Origin of the sequence: Sphingomonas sp. GV3 (assembly GCF_031082075.1) — a bacterium.
GTDB classification, from domain to species: Bacteria; Pseudomonadota; Alphaproteobacteria; order Sphingomonadales; family Sphingomonadaceae; genus Sphingomonas; species Sphingomonas beigongshangi.
The window spans coordinates 334,944-350,846 of record NZ_JARWLE010000001.1 but is presented as its reverse complement, the minus strand read 5'-3'; the positions used below and the strand labels follow the sequence as shown (position 1 = coordinate 350,846).

General features: G+C 67.9%; 16 protein-coding genes. 13 read left to right on the top strand and 3 right to left on the bottom strand.

The features are described 5' to 3' along the window. The first annotated feature begins 24 nt into the window (after positions 1 to 24). Genes RF701_RS01695 through RF701_RS01680 form a run of 4 tightly spaced genes read left to right on the top strand, consistent with a single transcriptional unit; the run spans position 25 to position 4,473 of the window. Positions 25 to 1,830, top strand: a complete 1,806-nt coding sequence (locus tag RF701_RS01695; RefSeq protein WP_308813858.1) for a methyl-accepting chemotaxis protein — start codon at positions 25 to 27, stop codon at positions 1,828 to 1,830. Beyond that, positions 1,820 to 2,917, top strand: coding sequence for a DUF2332 family protein (locus RF701_RS01690; RefSeq protein WP_308813857.1), 1,098 nt, complete (start codon positions 1,820 to 1,822; stop codon positions 2,915 to 2,917). Before RF701_RS01695 ends, RF701_RS01690 begins: the two co-directional genes overlap by 11 nt. 32 nt (positions 2,918 to 2,949) lie before the next feature. Continuing rightward, complete coding sequence (locus RF701_RS01685) at positions 2,950 to 3,801, top strand: NAD(P)-dependent oxidoreductase (RefSeq protein ID WP_308813856.1); 852 nt, start codon at positions 2,950 to 2,952, stop codon at positions 3,799 to 3,801. A 39-nt stretch (positions 3,802 to 3,840) separates the two neighbouring features. Continuing rightward, on the top strand, positions 3,841 to 4,473 hold the full coding sequence (locus RF701_RS01680; RefSeq protein ID WP_308813855.1) for a cell wall hydrolase: 633 nt from the start codon (positions 3,841 to 3,843) through the stop codon (positions 4,471 to 4,473). Between the two features lie 114 nt (positions 4,474 to 4,587). Here RF701_RS01680 and RF701_RS01675 read toward each other — a convergent pair whose 3' ends face one another. Together RF701_RS01675 and RF701_RS01670 are read right to left on the bottom strand one after the other, a co-directional pair. Beyond that, positions 4,588 to 6,012 carry a sugar porter family MFS transporter gene (locus tag RF701_RS01675; protein WP_308813854.1) on the bottom strand — a complete coding sequence of 475 codons (1,425 nt, stop codon included), beginning with the start codon at positions 6,010 to 6,012 and terminating at the stop codon, positions 4,588 to 4,590. A 294-nt stretch (positions 6,013 to 6,306) separates the two neighbouring features. Beyond that, on the bottom strand, positions 6,307 to 7,386 hold the full coding sequence (locus tag RF701_RS01670; RefSeq protein ID WP_210358750.1) for a LacI family DNA-binding transcriptional regulator: 1,080 nt from the start codon (positions 7,384 to 7,386) through the stop codon (positions 6,307 to 6,309). Between the two features lie 190 nt (positions 7,387 to 7,576). Between RF701_RS01670 and RF701_RS01665 the strand changes: the two genes are divergently transcribed. The 9 genes from RF701_RS01665 (at position 7,577) to RF701_RS01625 (ending at position 15,245) form a co-directional block, all read left to right on the top strand. Continuing rightward, positions 7,577 to 8,674 (top strand): glycoside hydrolase family 43 protein, encoded by a 1,098-nt coding sequence (locus RF701_RS01665; RefSeq protein WP_308813853.1) that lies wholly within the window; start codon positions 7,577 to 7,579, stop codon positions 8,672 to 8,674. A gap of 8 nt (positions 8,675 to 8,682) precedes the next feature. After that, positions 8,683 to 10,125: a xylulokinase gene (gene xylB, locus RF701_RS01660; RefSeq protein WP_308813852.1), complete on the top strand. Its 1,443-nt coding sequence runs from the start codon at positions 8,683 to 8,685 to the stop codon at positions 10,123 to 10,125. A gap of 2 nt (positions 10,126 to 10,127) precedes the next feature. Then, the gene (gene xylA / locus RF701_RS01655) at positions 10,128 to 11,435 is read left to right on the top strand and encodes a xylose isomerase (RefSeq protein ID WP_210358747.1); all 1,308 of its coding nucleotides are present in this window, start codon (positions 10,128 to 10,130) and stop codon (positions 11,433 to 11,435) included. Between the two features lie 131 nt (positions 11,436 to 11,566). Beyond that, the gene (locus tag RF701_RS01650; protein WP_210358746.1) at positions 11,567 to 11,731 is read left to right on the top strand and encodes a hypothetical protein; all 165 of its coding nucleotides are present in this window, start codon (positions 11,567 to 11,569) and stop codon (positions 11,729 to 11,731) included. A 266-nt stretch (positions 11,732 to 11,997) separates the two neighbouring features. Beyond that, a complete protein-coding gene (locus tag RF701_RS01645; protein WP_210358745.1) occupies positions 11,998 to 12,450 on the top strand; it encodes a CsbD family protein in 453 nt (150 codons plus the stop codon). Between the two features lie 8 nt (positions 12,451 to 12,458). Continuing rightward, a complete protein-coding gene (locus RF701_RS01640) occupies positions 12,459 to 13,970 on the top strand; it encodes a PAS domain S-box protein (protein WP_308813851.1) in 1,512 nt (503 codons plus the stop codon). After that, complete coding sequence (locus tag RF701_RS01635; RefSeq protein ID WP_203311105.1) at positions 13,967 to 14,146, top strand: hypothetical protein; 180 nt, start codon at positions 13,967 to 13,969, stop codon at positions 14,144 to 14,146. The genes RF701_RS01640 and RF701_RS01635 overlap by 4 nt, the downstream gene beginning before the upstream one ends. A gap of 11 nt (positions 14,147 to 14,157) precedes the next feature. Further along, positions 14,158 to 15,039 carry a hypothetical protein gene (locus RF701_RS01630; protein WP_308813850.1) on the top strand — a complete coding sequence of 294 codons (882 nt, stop codon included), beginning with the start codon at positions 14,158 to 14,160 and terminating at the stop codon, positions 15,037 to 15,039. Positions 15,040 to 15,104: 65 nt separating this feature from the next. Next, complete coding sequence (locus RF701_RS01625; protein WP_287979574.1) at positions 15,105 to 15,245, top strand: entericidin A/B family lipoprotein; 141 nt, start codon at positions 15,105 to 15,107, stop codon at positions 15,243 to 15,245. A gap of 87 nt (positions 15,246 to 15,332) precedes the next feature. On the opposite strand, the gene RF701_RS01620 is transcribed toward RF701_RS01625, so the two are convergent. Then, positions 15,333 to 15,896, bottom strand: a complete 564-nt coding sequence (locus RF701_RS01620; RefSeq protein WP_374758576.1) for a DUF2497 domain-containing protein — start codon at positions 15,894 to 15,896, stop codon at positions 15,333 to 15,335. Positions 15,897 to 15,903: the final 7 nt, after the last annotated feature.

Genomic DNA, 15,903 nt, shown 5'->3' with positions numbered 1-15,903 from the left:
TCCAGAACGGACATCGCTGATCCCATGAAGATCCCGCGCAAGCTCGGCCTTTCCTTCCTCGCGATCAACGCCTCGGCGGCGATCGTCATGCTGGTGCTGCTCGGCACCATCCTGATGATCGACCGCACCACCGAGCAGAACAACGTCAGCCAGACCATCTATGCAAAGGCGCTGACGCTAGAGACCGCAATCCTGCGCCAGAACAGCCAGTTCCGTGGCTTTCTGGTGACGGCGGATCCCAGCTACCTGAAGTCCTACGACGAGGGCCGCACCGAGTTCGATCAGACTGCAGTCGAACTCCAGCGGATGCTGACCGATCCCGTCCAACTGGCCCAGGTGCGCGAGGCGGTCGCCGAGACGCACAAATGGCGCAGCAACTGGGGCGACCGGCTGATCGGCTGGGTCAAGGCTGGCCGGCGTGAAGACGCGCAGGCGGCGGTACGCGGAGCCGGCGCAGCGGTGCTGGTCAGCAAGGTCGCGCTGCCGCTGCGCGATCTGCGCTCTACGGAGACCGAGCGCATGGCGCGCAATGCAGCGCGTCAGGACAGTGCCATCCTGGCCTCGCTGGTGGCGCTCGCCGTCGGCGGCATCGCGCTGATCGGCGTCGCGATCAGCCTGTCCATGCTGCTGAGCCGCCAGATCGCGCGCCCGATCACCACGCTGACGCAGGCGATGGCGACGCTCGCCGCCGGGCGGCACGACATCGCCGTCGAGGCGGCGACGCGGGCGGACGAACTGGGTGACATGGGACGCGCCGTCGAAGTGTTCCGCGACACGGCCGCCGCGAAGGTCGCCGATGACGCCGATCGTGCAAAGGCGATGACCGCGATCGGCGGCGCGCTGCATCGCCTGTCGGACGCGGATCTCACCGCGCGGATAACCGACGTACCCGTCGCCTTCCGCAGCCTGTCCGACGACTTCAACAGCGCGACCCAGAGCCTGTCGCGCGTGCTGGGCGACGTCAGCCACAGCGTGCGCACGATCAAGCTGAATTCGGGCGAGATCCATCATGCCGCCCTCGATCTCGCGCAGCGTACCGAGCAACAGGCTGCCGCCTTGCAGGAATCGGCGGCCGCGCTGGACGAGGTGACCCGCTCGATCCGGGACGATGCCGGCGCCGCGACGCAGGCGAGCACCGCCATGGCGCAGGCGCACGACGAAGCGCAGCATGGCGGAAACATCGTGCGCGAGGCGATCGGGGCGATGAACGGCATCGAACAGGCCAGCAACGAGATCGCCGCGATCATCAGCCTGATCGACGGCATCGCCTTTCAAACCAACCTTCTCGCGCTCAACGCCGGCGTCGAAGCCGCCCGGGCGGGAGAGGCCGGCAAGGGTTTTGCCGTCGTCGCCAGCGAGGTTCGCGCCCTTGCCCAGCGCTCCGCTGATGCCGCGACGGAAGTGAAGACGCGCGTCGGCGCCGCCTCCACCCATGTGAAGGCGGGCGTCGCGCTGGTCGACCAGACCGGCCAGGCGCTGGCCCGGATCATCGAACGGGTCGCCGCCGTCAGCGCGGCGGTGGAGGCCATCGCCCGCTCGTCGGATCATCAGGCGACGAGCCTTGGCCAGATCAACGTGGCGATCGGCGAGATGGACGGCATGACGCAGCAGAATGCCGCGATGGTCGAGGAAACCTCGGCCGCATCGCGACGTCTCGTCGAGGAAGCGGAAGCGCTCGCCGCCTCGGTGGCGACCTTCGTCGTCGACGAAATGCCGGCGGCAGCGCCGGTCACTCGGCACGCGCGCCTCGCGCCGCCCGTTCGCAGCGCCCAGCCGGCACGTCGCGTTGCCAATGGCGATTGGGCCAATGGCGATTGGGATGTGTTCTGACGCGCACGTGACGACGGCGATGGACGATTCTGCGACCGATGCTGCCGCCGCCGCGATCCCGTTGACACGGCAGGCCGCGGCGGTGGCGGCGATGGGATCGCCCTTCGTCGCCACCGTGCTCGAAACCTGCGCGCGGCAGATTCATCGCGCGCCGCGCACGGCAGCGCTCATCGCCGGTTGGCCGCGCGACACCGCTTCGGATGCGCTGGCGATGCGGCTGAACGCGGCGCTGCATGCGCTGGCCCTACGCGGCACGATGCCCGCGCTGTCGGCGTTCTACGCCGCACGCTGGGGCGATGCCGATCGCGTCATCGGCGAAGCGCTCGCGGCCGCCGACGCGTTCATCGCGGGGTGGATGCGCGAAACGCCGCAGACCAACGAGGTCGGTCGCGCCGCCGCGATCATGGCGGCGCTCATGGTGCTGCGCGACGCGCACGACATGCCGTGCGAACTGCTCGAACTCGGCAGCAGTGCCGGCCTCAATCTGACCCTCGCGCGATATTCCTATGACCTGGGCGGCGTGACGGCGGGCGATCCCCTGTCCGCTGTCCGGATCGCACCCGCATGGCACGGCGGCACCCCGCCCGCGTGTCCCGTCGCGATCGTCGGAGCGCGGGGGGTCGACCGGCATCCGCTCGATCCGCGCGACGCGGACGCCCGCGAGCGGCTGATGGCGCACGTCTGGGCGGATCAGGCGGACCGGGCCGCACGCCTCGGCCACGCGCTCGACATGGCACGGACCGATCCACCCCGGGTCGACCACGGCGACATCGCGGACTGGCTGCCTCGCCGCCTCGCCGAACCGCAAGCGGCCGGCGTCTGCCGCGTCGTCTTCCACTCCATGGCCTTGCAATATTTGGACGAACCGGCGCGCGCGCAGGTCGATGATCTGATCGCGGGTCACGGGCGCCGCGCGACCGCGGATCGTCCTCTTGCCCGCATCGGCTTCGAATGGACACAGGCACGGGACGCGGTTCACCTGACGCTGACCTGCTGGCCGGACGGCCGCCCGCGGCATCTGGCGACCTGTCACGCCTATGGCGCCTGGATCGACTGGCACGGTGGCGGGGAAACCAAGGCCGGATGACGCGTTCCGCGCCTTCACATGGAGGAAGGCGCATGAAGATCGGTTTTCTGGGGCTGGGCCAAATGGGCCATGCCATGGCCAAGAATCTGGTCGAGGCAGGCCACGACGTCACCGTCTGGAACCGGTCCCCGGACAAGGCGGACGACCTGGTCGCGGCCGGCGCGACCCGCGCCGAGCGCCCGGTCGACGCCGCGCAGGGCGACGTCGTGATGAGCATGCTCGCGGACGACGCGGCCGTGGAGGCGGTGGTGTTCGGCGACGGGGGCATAGCGGGTGCGCCGGCGCTCCACGTCGGCCACAGTACGATCAGCGTCGATCTCGCCGAGCGCCTCGCCGCGTCGGGGCCCTATATCGCCGCGCCCGTGTTCGGTCGCCCGCCGGCGGCGCAGGCGGGCAAGCTGTTCGTCCTCGCGGCGGGCGATCCCGGCCTCGTCGAACGGTGCGTGCCGCTGTTCGACACGATCGGTCAACGCACCTTCCGCATCGGCGACGCGCCCGCCGCCGCGAACCTGGTCAAGCTCAGCGGCAACTTCATGATCATGGCGGCGGTCGAGGCGATGGCGGAAGCGATGACGCTCGCCGAAAAGGGCGGCGTCGACCGTCACATGCTGCTCGAGGTGCTGACCGGCACGCTGTTCGGCGCGCCCGTCTACCAGACCTATGGCACGATATTGGTGGAGGATCGCTTCCGTCCCGCGGGTTTCGCCGCGCCACTGGGGCTGAAGGACATGACCCTCGCCGATGCCGCGGCGACGCGCTACCGCGCGCCCATGCCCCTGCTCGGCATCGTCCGCGACCATCTGCGCGCGACGATCGCCGTTGAGGGGGACGATGTCGATTGGGCCGGCGCCGCCCTCGCGGTGCGCCGCGGCGCCGGCCTATAGACTTCACGGCCCGGCGATCACGCCGTAACAGCGACGGTCGTGGCGCAGCGACGACGATCACCCCGGGGAAGCAGTGCGGCCGATCGCTGGCTGTTGCTCGTCCTCGTCGCCGGGTTCGTCGCGGTCGGCATCGGCCTCGTCGGGCCATGGCCGGCACCACGACCGCCGGCGACGCGGCCGCTGACGATGGCGGAGGCCCGCGCATCGAATGCCGCGATACCCATCGATGCGGGTCGGCGGCTCGCCGCGCTGCCCTATCGCTTTCGCGGCGGTACCGCCGAGCGGGCGCAGGCGGTCGACTGTCTCGCCACCGCCGCACTGTACGAGGCTGGGGACGATGCCAGCGGGCAGCGCGCGGTGATCCAGGTCGTCCTCAACCGCGTGCGTGCGCCTGGTTTTCCCAAGACGATCTGCGGCGTCGTCTATGCCGGATCGACGCGCGCGACAGGCTGTCAGTTCTCGTTCGCCTGCGACGGGTCGGTCTCCCGCAGGCCCATCCACCTCGGCTGGACGGGCGCGCGGCTTGCGGCGCGGCGCGCCCTCTCGGGCCATGTCTATGCCGCGGTCGGCCGCGCGACCCATTACCACACCGACTGGATGGTGCCCTATTGGCGCGATTCCATGGTCAAGGTCGGCCGCGTCGGAACCCATCTCTTCTACGTCCGCACCTAAATTTCGACTCAGCGAGTCTAAAAACCCGCGGCGCCGTCCCTCACCCGTCCACCCACGCAGAAAGGGGCGACGCCGCGCGCCGCCCCTTCGCCTCTGCCGCTGGTCGATCGGGGGTCAGCCCGCCATATCCTCCAGCTCGCGGCCCCGCGTCTCGTTGACCATCGCCCTGACGAAGAAGAACGAGATCGCCGCAAAGGCCGCATAACCCGTGTAGGTGACCGCCAGCCCCGGCTTCACCGCCAGCGCGGGAAAGCTGACCGAGATCGCGGCATTGGCGATCCACTGCGCGAAGCCCGACACCGCCAGTCCCGACCCGCGGATCTGGTTGGGGAACATCTCGCCGAGCATCACCCACATGACCGGGCCCCAGCTCGCGTTGAAGAAGATCACGTACAGGTTCGCCGCGATCAGCGCGACGAGGCCGTTATGACCCGGCAGGCTGACGGCACCGGACGCGTCGGTCACCGCCGTCGAGAATGCCCAGGCGACCATGGCCAGCGTCATTGCCATGCCCGCGGATCCGACGAGCAGCAGCGGCTTGCGGCCGATCCGGTCGACCGTCGCGATGGTGAAGAGGCAGGCCGCGATCGACAATATGCCGGACAGGATGTTGATCTGCAGCGCGTAATCTTCGGTGAAGCCGACCGCCTCCCACAACACCGCACCGTAATAGAAGACGACGTTGATGCCGACGAACTGCTGGAAGACGGCGAGGCCGATACCCGCCCACAGGATCGGCCGGATCTTGCCCGTCGTCTTGTCGACCAGATCCGACAGCTTGGGCTTGTGATGATCGGCGGCCAGGGAATTGCGGATCTCCACGACCTTGCGATCCGCCTCCGCGCTGCCGAACAGGCGCGTCAGCACGGCATGGGCTTCCGCCTCGCGACCCTTTGCGACGAGGAAGCGGGGACTTTCCGGGATCGAGACCAGTGCGACCAGGTAGATTGCGGCCGGGATCGCCTGTAGCCAGAACATCCAGCGCCACGCCGGAAAGCCAAGCCAGAACGACGCCGTCGACCCGCCGGCATAGCGCGCGAGCGCGAAGTTGGCGACGAACGCCCCCGTCAGGCCGGTGATGATCATCACCTGCTGGACGCTGGACAGGCGGCCACGGATCGAGGCGGGCGTGACCTCCGAGATATAGACGGGCGAGATCACGCTTGCCGCACCGACCCCAAGGCCGCCGATGATCCGCGCCAGGATGAAGACGCCGGACGCGTGCGCCGCGCCCGCGAGGATCGCGCTGATCAGAAACAGCAGCGCGGCCAGCATCATGACGTTGCGCCGACCGATCGCATCGGCCAGTCGTCCCGCCCCGAACGCGCCGATCGCGGATCCGACCAGGATCGCGCCGACGTTGACGCCGATGCCGAGCTTGCCCAGCGCGAACGCGGCCTCGAGCCCCTTCTGCGTGCCGTTGATGACACCCGAATCATAGCCGAACATGAAACCGCCGATCGTCGCCACCGCGACGATCGCGGCAATGAAGCCGTGATTGACGGCGGTGCCCCCCGCCCCCCGCATCGTTTCCGTCATCATCTCTCCTATGCCGATCGAACGCCGGCGCGTTTATGTGGCTTATTCTACGTAATGATGGTCGACCGCCGGCCCCGGAGGCGCGGCGTGGCGGCGAGTGGATCGTCCTGGCGAATCGACTGGCACGGCACGCCGGCACTCCCCCCTTGCGGTGGCAGGGCGTATCGCGCTGCCGCCCTCGAAGTGTTATCGCTATCACGTCGGGCGCGTCCGTCAAGCGTCGACGATGTGCGGGATATGCGATCCAGCGAGGCCGGACCAGGCCGACCCCGCTTCCCCGCGAGTGACCCGAACCTAGCGCTCGCGGGGACGACGACGGGGCGGCGCATCGGACTGGCGCCGGATGAGCGTGAAGTCCAGCAGGCGCGGAACCTCCACGCCATCGCCACCGCGCTGACGCCGCAGCGTCGTGACGAGCAATTCGAGCGCGGATCGCGACATGTCGGCGATCGGCTGGTGGATCGTCGTCAGCTCGGGCCAGATCGCGGTCGACAGCGTCGTATCGTCGAACCCACAGACGGTCAGATCGCCAGGGACGTCGAACCCGCGACGATGCGCCACGGCGACGGTGGCCGCCGCCATGTCGTCGTTGGACGAAAAGATCGCTGTGGGCGGCTCCGCCCGATCGAGCAGCTGCTCGGCCGCGTCCAGGCCCGATCGATAGGTATACAGACCCTCGACGATGAGCGACGGATCCTCCGCGATTCCCGCTTCCGCCAGTGCGGCGCGAAAACCTTCGAGCCGTTCCGCGGACGCCGCGAGATTCGGGTCCCCCTTGATGAAGCCGATGCGTCGGTGGCCAAGCTGCATGATGTGGCGCGTCATCGTCGCTGCGGCGGCGTGGTCGTCGATCCGAATCGCCAGCCGGTCCTCATCACGCATCGCTGTGGCGACGGACACGGCACACACGTTCGCCTCGTCGAGCAGCGCGAGCAGCGCGGGTGCCTCGCAAAGGGGCGGTGGCAGGATGATACCGTCGATACCGCTCGCGATGAGATGCTGCGCCCGCTCGAGTTCGTGATCGCCGAGCTCGCATTTCTCGACCACGATCTGCACGTCGCTGCGGCTCGCCTGATCGAGACTGCCAAGCAGGAACTCGCTGAGGAAGCCGGCGCTCGGATTGCTGTAGAGCAGACCGATGCGAAGCTGCCCTGCCCCGGCCAGGCTGCGCGCCGCGCGATTGGGCGAATAGCCCAAAGTCGCGATCGCGGCATTGACGACTTCGCGGGTCGCGGGGCGGACGTTGTTCTCGCTGTTGATGACGCGCGACACCGTCATCGGCGAGACGCCCGCCAGCTTGGCGACGTCGCTGATGGTCGGCGCGGAGCCGGATCGCCGCGACGGGCGCGACGGGGCGGCGGTGCTGGAATCCATGATCGTTTCGGTGCCGTCCAAGCTGAATGCGGCATGACATGAACCGATCTGCGATGGCCCACAAGAGTGAGGATGTGAATGAAACCGCTTGCACCCACTTCAGACGCACAATATGGTAGCGCTATCTCGATCGGTATCGGTCGTTCAGGTCTCGAAAGAAGACCGCACGCTAGGGAGGGATTTCGCGTTCATGCACCAACGCCTGCACCGTGCACTTGCCGCATTCGCGCTCGCCGCATCCAGCACCCTTGCGCTGGCGCAAAGCAAGGCGCCTCCATCCGCCCCCGAGCCGCGTAGTCCCGAGGGAAAGCGCTATCTGGCGCAGCCGCTCGTGCGCGATCTCTTCTTCGCCGACCCGTCGGCCCACGTCTTCAACGGCCGAATCTACGTCTATCCGAGCCACGACGTCGACGCGGGTATTCCCGACGACGACCTGGGCAGCGAATATGCGATGCACGATTATCGCGTGCTGAGCATGGATCGCATTGGCGGTCCTGTGACCGTGCATCCGGTGGCGCTGGATGTGAAGGACATATCATGGGCGTCGCAGCAGACCTGGGCGCCCGACGCCGCCTATCGAAACGGCACCTACTATCTCTATTTCCCCGCCCGCGACAAAGCCGGCGTCTTCCGCATCGGCGTCGCGACATCCAGGTCGCCGACCGGCCCGTTCAAGGCCGATCCGCAGCCGATCCGCGGCAGCTTCTCGATGGATCCGGCGGTCTTCACCGACACCGATGGACAGAGCTACATGTACTTCGGCGGCATCTGGGGCGGCCAGCTGCAGCGATGGGCGACGGGTCGTTACGATCCCAAGGCCGGCGATACCGACCTCAAGCAGGACGCCAAGCCTGCGCTGATGCCGAAGATCGCGCGCATGGCGCCGGACATGAAGCAGTTCGCCGAGCCGCCCCGCGACGTCGTCATCCTCGACGAGCACGGCAAGCCCGTGCTGGGCGGCGATCACGACCGCCGCTTCTTCGAGGCCTCATGGGCGTTCAAGCGCGACGGCAGATATTATTTCACCTATTCGACGGGCGACACGCATTTCATCAATTATGCGATCGGCACGTCGCCCTATGGGCCCTTCCGTTATGCAGGACATGTGCTGCTGCCGGTGCAGGGTTGGACCTCCCACCATTCGATCGTCGAGTTCCAGGGCAAGTGGTGGCTGTTCTATCATGATACGCAACTGAGCAATAGAAACCACCTTCGCTCGGCGAAGGTGACGGAAATCACCTTCAATCCCGACGGCACGATCCGCACCGTCAATCCGTTCAAGGACTGAGCCGGACGATGTATCTGGGCATCGACATCGGTACATCCGGGGTGAAGGCGGTCGCACTCGATGATAGCGGCAGCGTCGTCGGACAGGGCAATGCGCCGCTGACGGTTCAGCGCCCGCATCCCTTATGGTCCGAACAGGACCCGGACGCGTGGTGGGCGGCGACGACCGCGGCGGTGCAGGCGATCGACCCCGTCATCCGCCGCGACGTGCGCGCTATCGGCCTGGCTGGCCAGATGCATGGGGCGACGCTGCTGGGTGGCGATGACCGGCCGCTCCGACCGGCGATCCTGTGGAACGACGGGCGCTCCTTCGCCGAATGCGCCGCGCTTGAGGCAGAAACACCGGCGTTCCATGCGATCGGCGGCAATCTGGTGATGCCAGGCTTTACCGCGCCCAAACTTGCCTGGGTCCGCGCGCACGAGCCGGACGTGTTCGCACGGACCGAAACCGTGCTGCTGCCGAAGGACTACGTGCGGCTGGTGATGACCGGCGAGAAGGCATCCGACATGTCGGATGCCGCCGGCACGTTGTGGATGGATATCGCGGCACGGACCTGGAGCGAGACGCTTCTCGCAGCCACGGGTTTGTCGACGGCGCATATGCCGCGGCTTGTCGAGGGAAGCGAGACCGCGGGCACGCTGCGCGCCGATATCGCCGCACTCTGGGGCATGGCGCAGGTCCCGGTGGCGGGCGGCGGCGGCGACAATGCGGCGGGTGCCGCCGGGGTCGGCGTCGTGGGTGACGGAGACGCCTTGCTCTCGCTCGGCACATCGGGCGTAATTTTCGTCGCGACGCGCGACTTCAGACCCAACGTCGCCGGCGCGGTGCACGCCTTCTGCCATTGCCTTCCCGACATGTGGCACCAGATGGCCGTCCATCTGTCAGCCGCGGCCTGTATCGACTGGGTGGCGCGCATCACGGGCGCGGCAGGAGCCGCCGACCTGTTCGCGCGCGCGGAACAAGCCGGCCCCGCAAGCGGGCCCGAGCTGTTCCTGCCCTATCTGTCGGGCGAGCGGACACCGCACAACGATCCGCAAGTGCGCGGCGGCTTCCTGCGGCTGGATCACGATACCGACCCGGAGCGCCTCGCCCAAGCCGTGCTGGAGGGCGTCGGTTTCGCATTCGCGGACGGTCTCGCCGTGCTGCGCGAAGCCGGCACCACGATCGACCGCCTGGCGGTGATCGGCGGCGGCGCCCGCTCCCACTATTGGGGTCAAACGCTCGCGGCCGCCATGGGCGTTCCCCTCGTCTATCTTCACGGCGGCGAAGTCGGACCGGCGCTCGGCGCGGCGCGGCTCGCCCGGCTCGCGGTCGACGGGGGCGACCCTGCCGACATCTGCCGCCCGCCCCCGGTCGCGCATGTCATCGAGCCCGATCCGACAATCGCCGCGCGCCTTGCCCCGAAATACGCCGCCTATCGCGACGCCTATTCCCGCATAAGGACCCTTTGAGCATGGCCGACTTCTTCGCCGACATTCCGCAGATCCGCTATGAAGGGCCGGACAGCGACAACGAACTCGCCTACCGTTTCTACGACAAGTCGCGGGTCGTTCTGGGCAAGACGATGGAGGAGCATCTGCGCTTCGCGGCATGCTTCTGGCACACCTTCTGCTGGCCCGGCAGCGACGTGTTCGGCGGCGGCACGTTCGATCGCCCGTGGCACCGCGGCGCCAACGACGCCGATGCTGCGGCGGAGAAGCGCCGGGTCGCCTTCGACTTCTTCACCAAGCTCGACATTCCCTATTACTGCTTCCACGACGTCGACGTCATGGCGGACGCGCGAACGGTCGCCGAACATCGCGCGCATTTCGCGCAGGCGGTCGATCATCTCGAACAGCTTCAGGCCGCGTCAGGCCGCAAGCTGCTGTGGGGAACAGCCAATCTGTTCAGCCATCCGCGCTTCGCCGCTGGCGGCGCGACCAATCCTGACCCCGAAGTCTTCGCCTTCGGCGCGATGCAGGTCCGCGATGCGCTGGAAGCCACGCACCGGCTGGGCGGCAGCAACTACGTGCTTTGGGGCGGCCGCGAAGGCTATGAGACCCTGCACAACACCGATCTGAAGCGTGAACTCGACAATCTCGGCCGGTTCCTCAGCCTCGTCGTCGAGCACAAGCACAAGATCGGTTTTGCCGGCACGATCCTGATCGAGCCCAAGCCGCACGAGCCGACGAAGCACCAATATGACTTCGACACCGCAACGGTTTACGGCTTCCTCAAGCGCTACGGGCTCGAAAACGAGGTCCGCGTCAATATCGAGGCCAACCATGCGACCCTGTCGGGGCACACGTTCGAGCATGAGATCGCGACTGCCGGGGCGCTCGGCATCTTCGGTTCGATCGACGCCAACCGCGGCGACCCGCAGAATGGCTGGGACACCGACCAGTTTCCCAATTCGGTCGAGGAAATGACGCTCGCGGTCCTCGAGATCCTGCGCGCCGGCGGCTTCACCACCGGCGGCTTCAACTTCGACGCGAAGGTACGTCGTCAGTCGATCGACGCCGTCGACCTGTTCCACGGTCACATTGGCGGGATCGACGTGGTCGCCAAGGGCCTGCTGAACGCCGCCGCCCTGATCGAGGACGGCCGCCTCGACGCGATCAAGACGGAGCGATACGCAGGCTGGGACGCCGCCTTCGGCCAGGAAATCGCGACGCTGGACCTCGCCGGCATCGCGGACCTGGCCGTCGCGCGCGACATCGATCCCCGGCCGAAGTCCGGCCGGCAGGAGCGGATCGAGAATATCATCAACCGCTTCCTCTGATCATCGCGCCCGCCGCGTCGGTCCGGTGTCCGACGCGGCGGCAACTACCAGCCGAACTACCAGGCGTGGAGTGCTTTTGCGCCATATCCCGCGGGGCCCGCGGCACTTATTGTTCATGGCGGAGGACTGCCATGGACGATGTTGCCGAAATCGAACGCGACTATCTGATCATGCGGCGCGACGCGCATGCGGTCCGTGCCCTTCAATGCGCCGATCCCGTCGCCCGCTCACTGCATGAACGCTTCGCCGCAGCCTATGATCAGCGCGCCGCGAGCCTCGTGGTAGATGACGACTAATCCTTCCACGCAAAAATACCAGGAACGACCTCTGTTCACATAGGTTTATGCGACCGGACCGGGCGTAATTCGCGCCCGGCGGTGTGAAGGACGTCGATGCTCCGTTTCGCCATCCGCAAGGCCCGGCGCCTAGCGACCGCCCGCAGTTCGCGGCGGGAGCGTGCGCCGTCGCGCCTGCCCGACCGGACGTAGCGCCGTTTGGCGCCAGCTGCGCCGATGGTCGCCGCATCGCGCTGTCCCTTTCCTCAACGATGAAGGATTTCGCCATGAACAAGAACGAACTGCACGGCGGTGCCCGCTATGTCGGCGGCAAGGTCGAGAAAGCAGTCGGCGACGCCGTTGGCAGCCGCGACTGGCAGGTCGCTGGCGTGGTCGATCAGGTCGCGGGCGGCGCCGAGAATCTGTACGGTCGTGCGCGCTCGATCGGCGAGGACGCGGTCGACGCCGCTCCGGCCATCGCGGACCATGCCAGGGAAAAGCTCGCGGATGCCGCCGACGCGATCGGTGAAACCGCGCAGCGGACGGTGGAACAGGCCCGGGAGGCAGCTGGTCGCGCGGGCGAGACCGTACAGCGCGTTGCGGGCCAGGCGAGCGATGCCGCGCGCCGCGGCGGCAAGGACGCGAACGCCGCGATGTCCGCCAATGCGCTGCTGTGGGCCGTCGGCGCCGCGATCGGCGGCTATGCGCTCGGCTGGCTGATCCACGGTCGTACCGCGTAAGGCTGCGCATGGCCGCGTCGCTCAAGTCCCTTCGCGAAACCGTCGACCTGAGGCACCTGCGTCAGATCATCGCCGGGCTCGACGAGGGCGTGATCCTTGTCGACCCCGACCAGAGCCTGCTCTGGGCGAATGATGCCGCGCTGCGCATGCACGGTGTCGAGCGCCTGGCGCAGCTCGGCGCGGATGTCGACGAATATCGCGAACGGTTCCAGTTGCGCTACCGCAACAACCACCGCCTCGAGGCCGACGACTATCCGATCGAGCGGGTCGTCGCGGGCGATTCCTTTTCCGAGGTCGTCGTAGAGGTCACCGTCGCGGGCGAGGATGCGCCGCGCTGGGTGCACCAGGTCCGCAGCCTGGTCCTCAACGACGCGGACGAGGATGCGCCGAGCTGCGTCGTGCTCGTCATCCAGGACGTCACGGCACGGTACGAGGCCGAGGATCGTTTCGAACAGTCGTTCAACGCCAATCCTGCGCCAGCCGTGATCTGCCGCCTGTCCGATCTCCGCTTCGTCAAGGTTAACCAGGGCTTCCTCGAGATGACCGGCCACAACCGGGACCAGGTCTTGGCAAAGACCGTCTACGAGGTGGACGTCCTGCGCGCCGCGGAGAAGCGTGACCTTGCCAAGGAGCGTCTGGCCGAGGGACGCACGATCCCGCAGATGGAGGCGGAACTCGCCCTTCCCGATGGCACCACCAAGCTCGTCATCGTGGCCGGTCAGCCGATCGAGCTGTCGGATCAGCCGTGCATGCTGTTCACCTTCGCCGATCTCGAGCCCCGGCGGAAAGCCGAGGCCGCGCTGCGCCATAGCGAGGAACGGTTTACCCGCACGTTCCAGATGGCGCCGGTGGCGATGGCGATCGGCGCGCGCGACGGTCACCTGCTCTGCGAGATCAACGGCAGTTTCAGCCAGATGACGGGCTATGCATCGGCGGAGATCATCGGGCGATCGCTGCACGACGTGGGCTTGTGGATCGACGACGCCACCGCGCAGGCGATTGAGGACGGCATCGCAGGCGAGCGGGAGTTGCGCGGCCACGAGGCGCGCATCCGCAACAAGGACGGCGGCCTGATCGACTGCCTCGTCTCCACCGAAGCGTTCATGCTCGGCGGCGACACGTGCCTGCTCTGGGCGTTTCAGGACATCACCCAGCGCAAGGCGACGGAGACCGAACTGGTCGAGGCGATCGATGCCGTGATGAAGGACACGAGCTGGTTCAGCCGGTCGATCATGGACAAGCTGGCGCGCCTGCGTGCCCCGCAGGATGAGGCGCAAGGCGCGAGCCTGGACGATCTGACCGGCCGCGAGCGCGAGGTGCTTGCGCTCATCTGCCGCGGTCTTGACGACAAGAGCATTGCGCGGACGCTCGACGTGTCGGGCAACACCGTGCGCAACCACGTCGCCCGCATCTACGCGAAGATCGGGGTCAACCGGCGGACGGCCGCCGCCGCCTGGGCGCGCGCGCGCGGTTTCGACGGCGATTCGATCGTCCTCACCCGTCCGGGAGAAGCGAGATGACCGGAAAGAAGACACCCCCCCTCGCCGGCCCCGATCACGTCCGCGCCGGCAAGGGCGCGGCACGAGAGGCGATCGGCAAGCTGATCGGCGACGACGCCGAAATCCGCAAGGGGCGCACCGAACAGGCGGAGGCTGAGGATCCGCCCGCGTCCGACCCTTCCGAAAATTCCCAATAGCAGGAGCAAACATGGCAACCAATATGACCACCGGCCTGACGCCGCTCGAGGCGTCGGCCGCGACGCGCGGCATCACCCGCATTTCCTGGGGCGCGATATTCGCAGGCGTCGTTATCGCCATCGCCGTCCAGCTGGTGCTCGGCATCCTCGGCACCGGCATCGGCCTCTCGATGATCGACCCCGTCGAGGGTACGACCCCCGGCGCGACCGGTTTCGGCATCGGCGCCGGCCTGTTTTGGCTGGTCACCACCGTGGTGGCACTCGGCGCGGGCGGCTATGCCGCGGCGCGCGTCTCGGGCGTGACCGAGCGGTTCGATGCGCTGGTCCATGGCCTCGTCGTATGGGGCGTTACGCTGATCCTGACGCTGTATCTGTTGACCAGCGCGGTCGGCGGGATCATCGGCGGCGCATTCCGCACCGTCGGGACGGTAGCGGGTGCGGCGGGACAGACCGTCGGCGCCGCAGCACCGCAGGCCGCCAGGATCGCGGGCGTCGACCAGAACGACGTCCGCGACGAAGCCGCCGCTTATCTGTCCGACGCTCCCTCCGATCCGGCGCAGATGACGCCTGAGCAGGCGCAGAAGGAAGTCGCCAAGCAGCTGCCGGCGCTCGCGCGCGGCGGCGCGGACGGCGCGAAGGCGGAAAGCCGGATCGTCGATATCGTCGCCGCGCAGCGCAAGATCAGCCGCGAGCAGGCGCAGGCGCAGGTCACCCGGGCCAAGGCCGACTTCGTCAAGGCGAAGGACCAGACGATTGCCTCGGCCAAGACGGCCGCCGACAAGGCTGCCGGCGCCGCCGCCGGTACGTCGTTCGTACTCGCGCTCGCGCTGCTGATCGGCGCGGCCGCTTCCGCCTTTGGCGCCACGACGGCGACCCGCCGCCGACTGCGCTGAAGTGTCCGCGGCGGGGTAGCGTATCGGCCCCGCCGCAATCCGTTCACCGTTGAAGGAGACGTGTCATGACCCGCAAGATCGGCCTCATCGCCGCGACCACCGCATTCCTGGCGCTCGCCGCCTGCAACACCGTCAACGGTGCCGGCAAGGACATCAAGTCCGCGGGCACCGCCATCTCTGATGCGTCGGGCGAACCGAAGAAGTGAAGCAGCGATGGCCGCGGCGAACGTCGACGGCCATCCGACCGGATGCAGGCGCCGTCGGAGCGATCCGGCGGCGTCCGTGCATCGGCCTCAGCGCATCTGCGAGGTGATCTTGGCGATTTCGCGCGCGACCAGCGTCTCGACCATGTCCGGCAGGTTCGCATCGAGCCAGTCGCGCAGCATCGGGCGCAACATCTCGCGGACCAGACCTTCCAGCGTGCCGTCGCTTTCGGGCGCCGGCTTGACGATCAGCTTGCTCAGCGTCTCGAGCGAGCCGAGGCTCGCCGCCAGCGCTTGCTGCGACACGATCGGCTCGGGCGCGGAACGCGGCGTGGTATTAGGTTGATGCATTTGCGGTTGCTGCGTTTGCGGCTCGGGCTGAGGCGCAGGAGACGGCGCCGCCGGGGCGCGCGGGGCGGCACGATCGGCCAGGTGCGGCGCCGGCTCGGGCTGGCGAGGAGGCGCAGCCGGACGGCTATCCGCCGCGGGCTGCGGCATGGGATCGCTCAGCTCGAGCACTTCCTCGGCATCGATTTCCGGTTCGGGTTCGGGTTCCGGCATCGGCGCGGCACGGTGCGGCCGCCTGGCGCGGCCCTGCGTCGCTTCGCCTTCCTCGGCGATGATCCGTTTGATCGAGGACAGGATCTCCTCCATCGACGGC

Excerpts from the sequence above, each read along its gene's own strand:
- RF701_RS01690 (WP_308813857.1), top strand. The coding sequence starts at position 1,820 with ATGTGTTCTGACGCGCACGTGACGACGGCGATGGACGATTCTGCGACC.
- RF701_RS01630 (WP_308813850.1), top strand. The coding sequence starts at position 14,158 with ATGGCAACCAATATGACCACCGGCCTGACGCCGCTCGAGGCGTCGGCC.
- RF701_RS01650 (WP_210358746.1), top strand. The coding sequence starts at position 11,567 with ATGGACGATGTTGCCGAAATCGAACGCGACTATCTGATCATGCGGCGC.
- RF701_RS01640 (WP_308813851.1), top strand. The coding sequence starts at position 12,459 with ATGGCCGCGTCGCTCAAGTCCCTTCGCGAAACCGTCGACCTGAGGCAC.
- xylA (WP_210358747.1), top strand. The coding sequence starts at position 10,128 with ATGGCCGACTTCTTCGCCGACATTCCGCAGATCCGCTATGAAGGGCCG.
- RF701_RS01695 (WP_308813858.1), top strand. The coding sequence starts at position 25 with ATGAAGATCCCGCGCAAGCTCGGCCTTTCCTTCCTCGCGATCAACGCC.
- RF701_RS01620 (WP_374758576.1), bottom strand. The coding sequence starts at position 15,896 with ATGGAGGAGATCCTGTCCTCGATCAAACGGATCATCGCCGAGGAAGGC.
- xylB (WP_308813852.1), top strand. The coding sequence starts at position 8,683 with ATGTATCTGGGCATCGACATCGGTACATCCGGGGTGAAGGCGGTCGCA.
- RF701_RS01625 (WP_287979574.1), top strand. The coding sequence starts at position 15,105 with ATGACCCGCAAGATCGGCCTCATCGCCGCGACCACCGCATTCCTGGCG.
- RF701_RS01635 (WP_203311105.1), top strand. The coding sequence starts at position 13,967 with ATGACCGGAAAGAAGACACCCCCCCTCGCCGGCCCCGATCACGTCCGC.
- RF701_RS01670 (WP_210358750.1), bottom strand. The coding sequence starts at position 7,386 with ATGGATTCCAGCACCGCCGCCCCGTCGCGCCCGTCGCGGCGATCCGGC.
- RF701_RS01665 (WP_308813853.1), top strand. The coding sequence starts at position 7,577 with ATGCACCAACGCCTGCACCGTGCACTTGCCGCATTCGCGCTCGCCGCA.
- RF701_RS01685 (WP_308813856.1), top strand. The coding sequence starts at position 2,950 with ATGAAGATCGGTTTTCTGGGGCTGGGCCAAATGGGCCATGCCATGGCC.
- RF701_RS01675 (WP_308813854.1), bottom strand. The coding sequence starts at position 6,012 with ATGACGGAAACGATGCGGGGGGCGGGGGGCACCGCCGTCAATCACGGC.
- RF701_RS01645 (WP_210358745.1), top strand. The coding sequence starts at position 11,998 with ATGAACAAGAACGAACTGCACGGCGGTGCCCGCTATGTCGGCGGCAAG.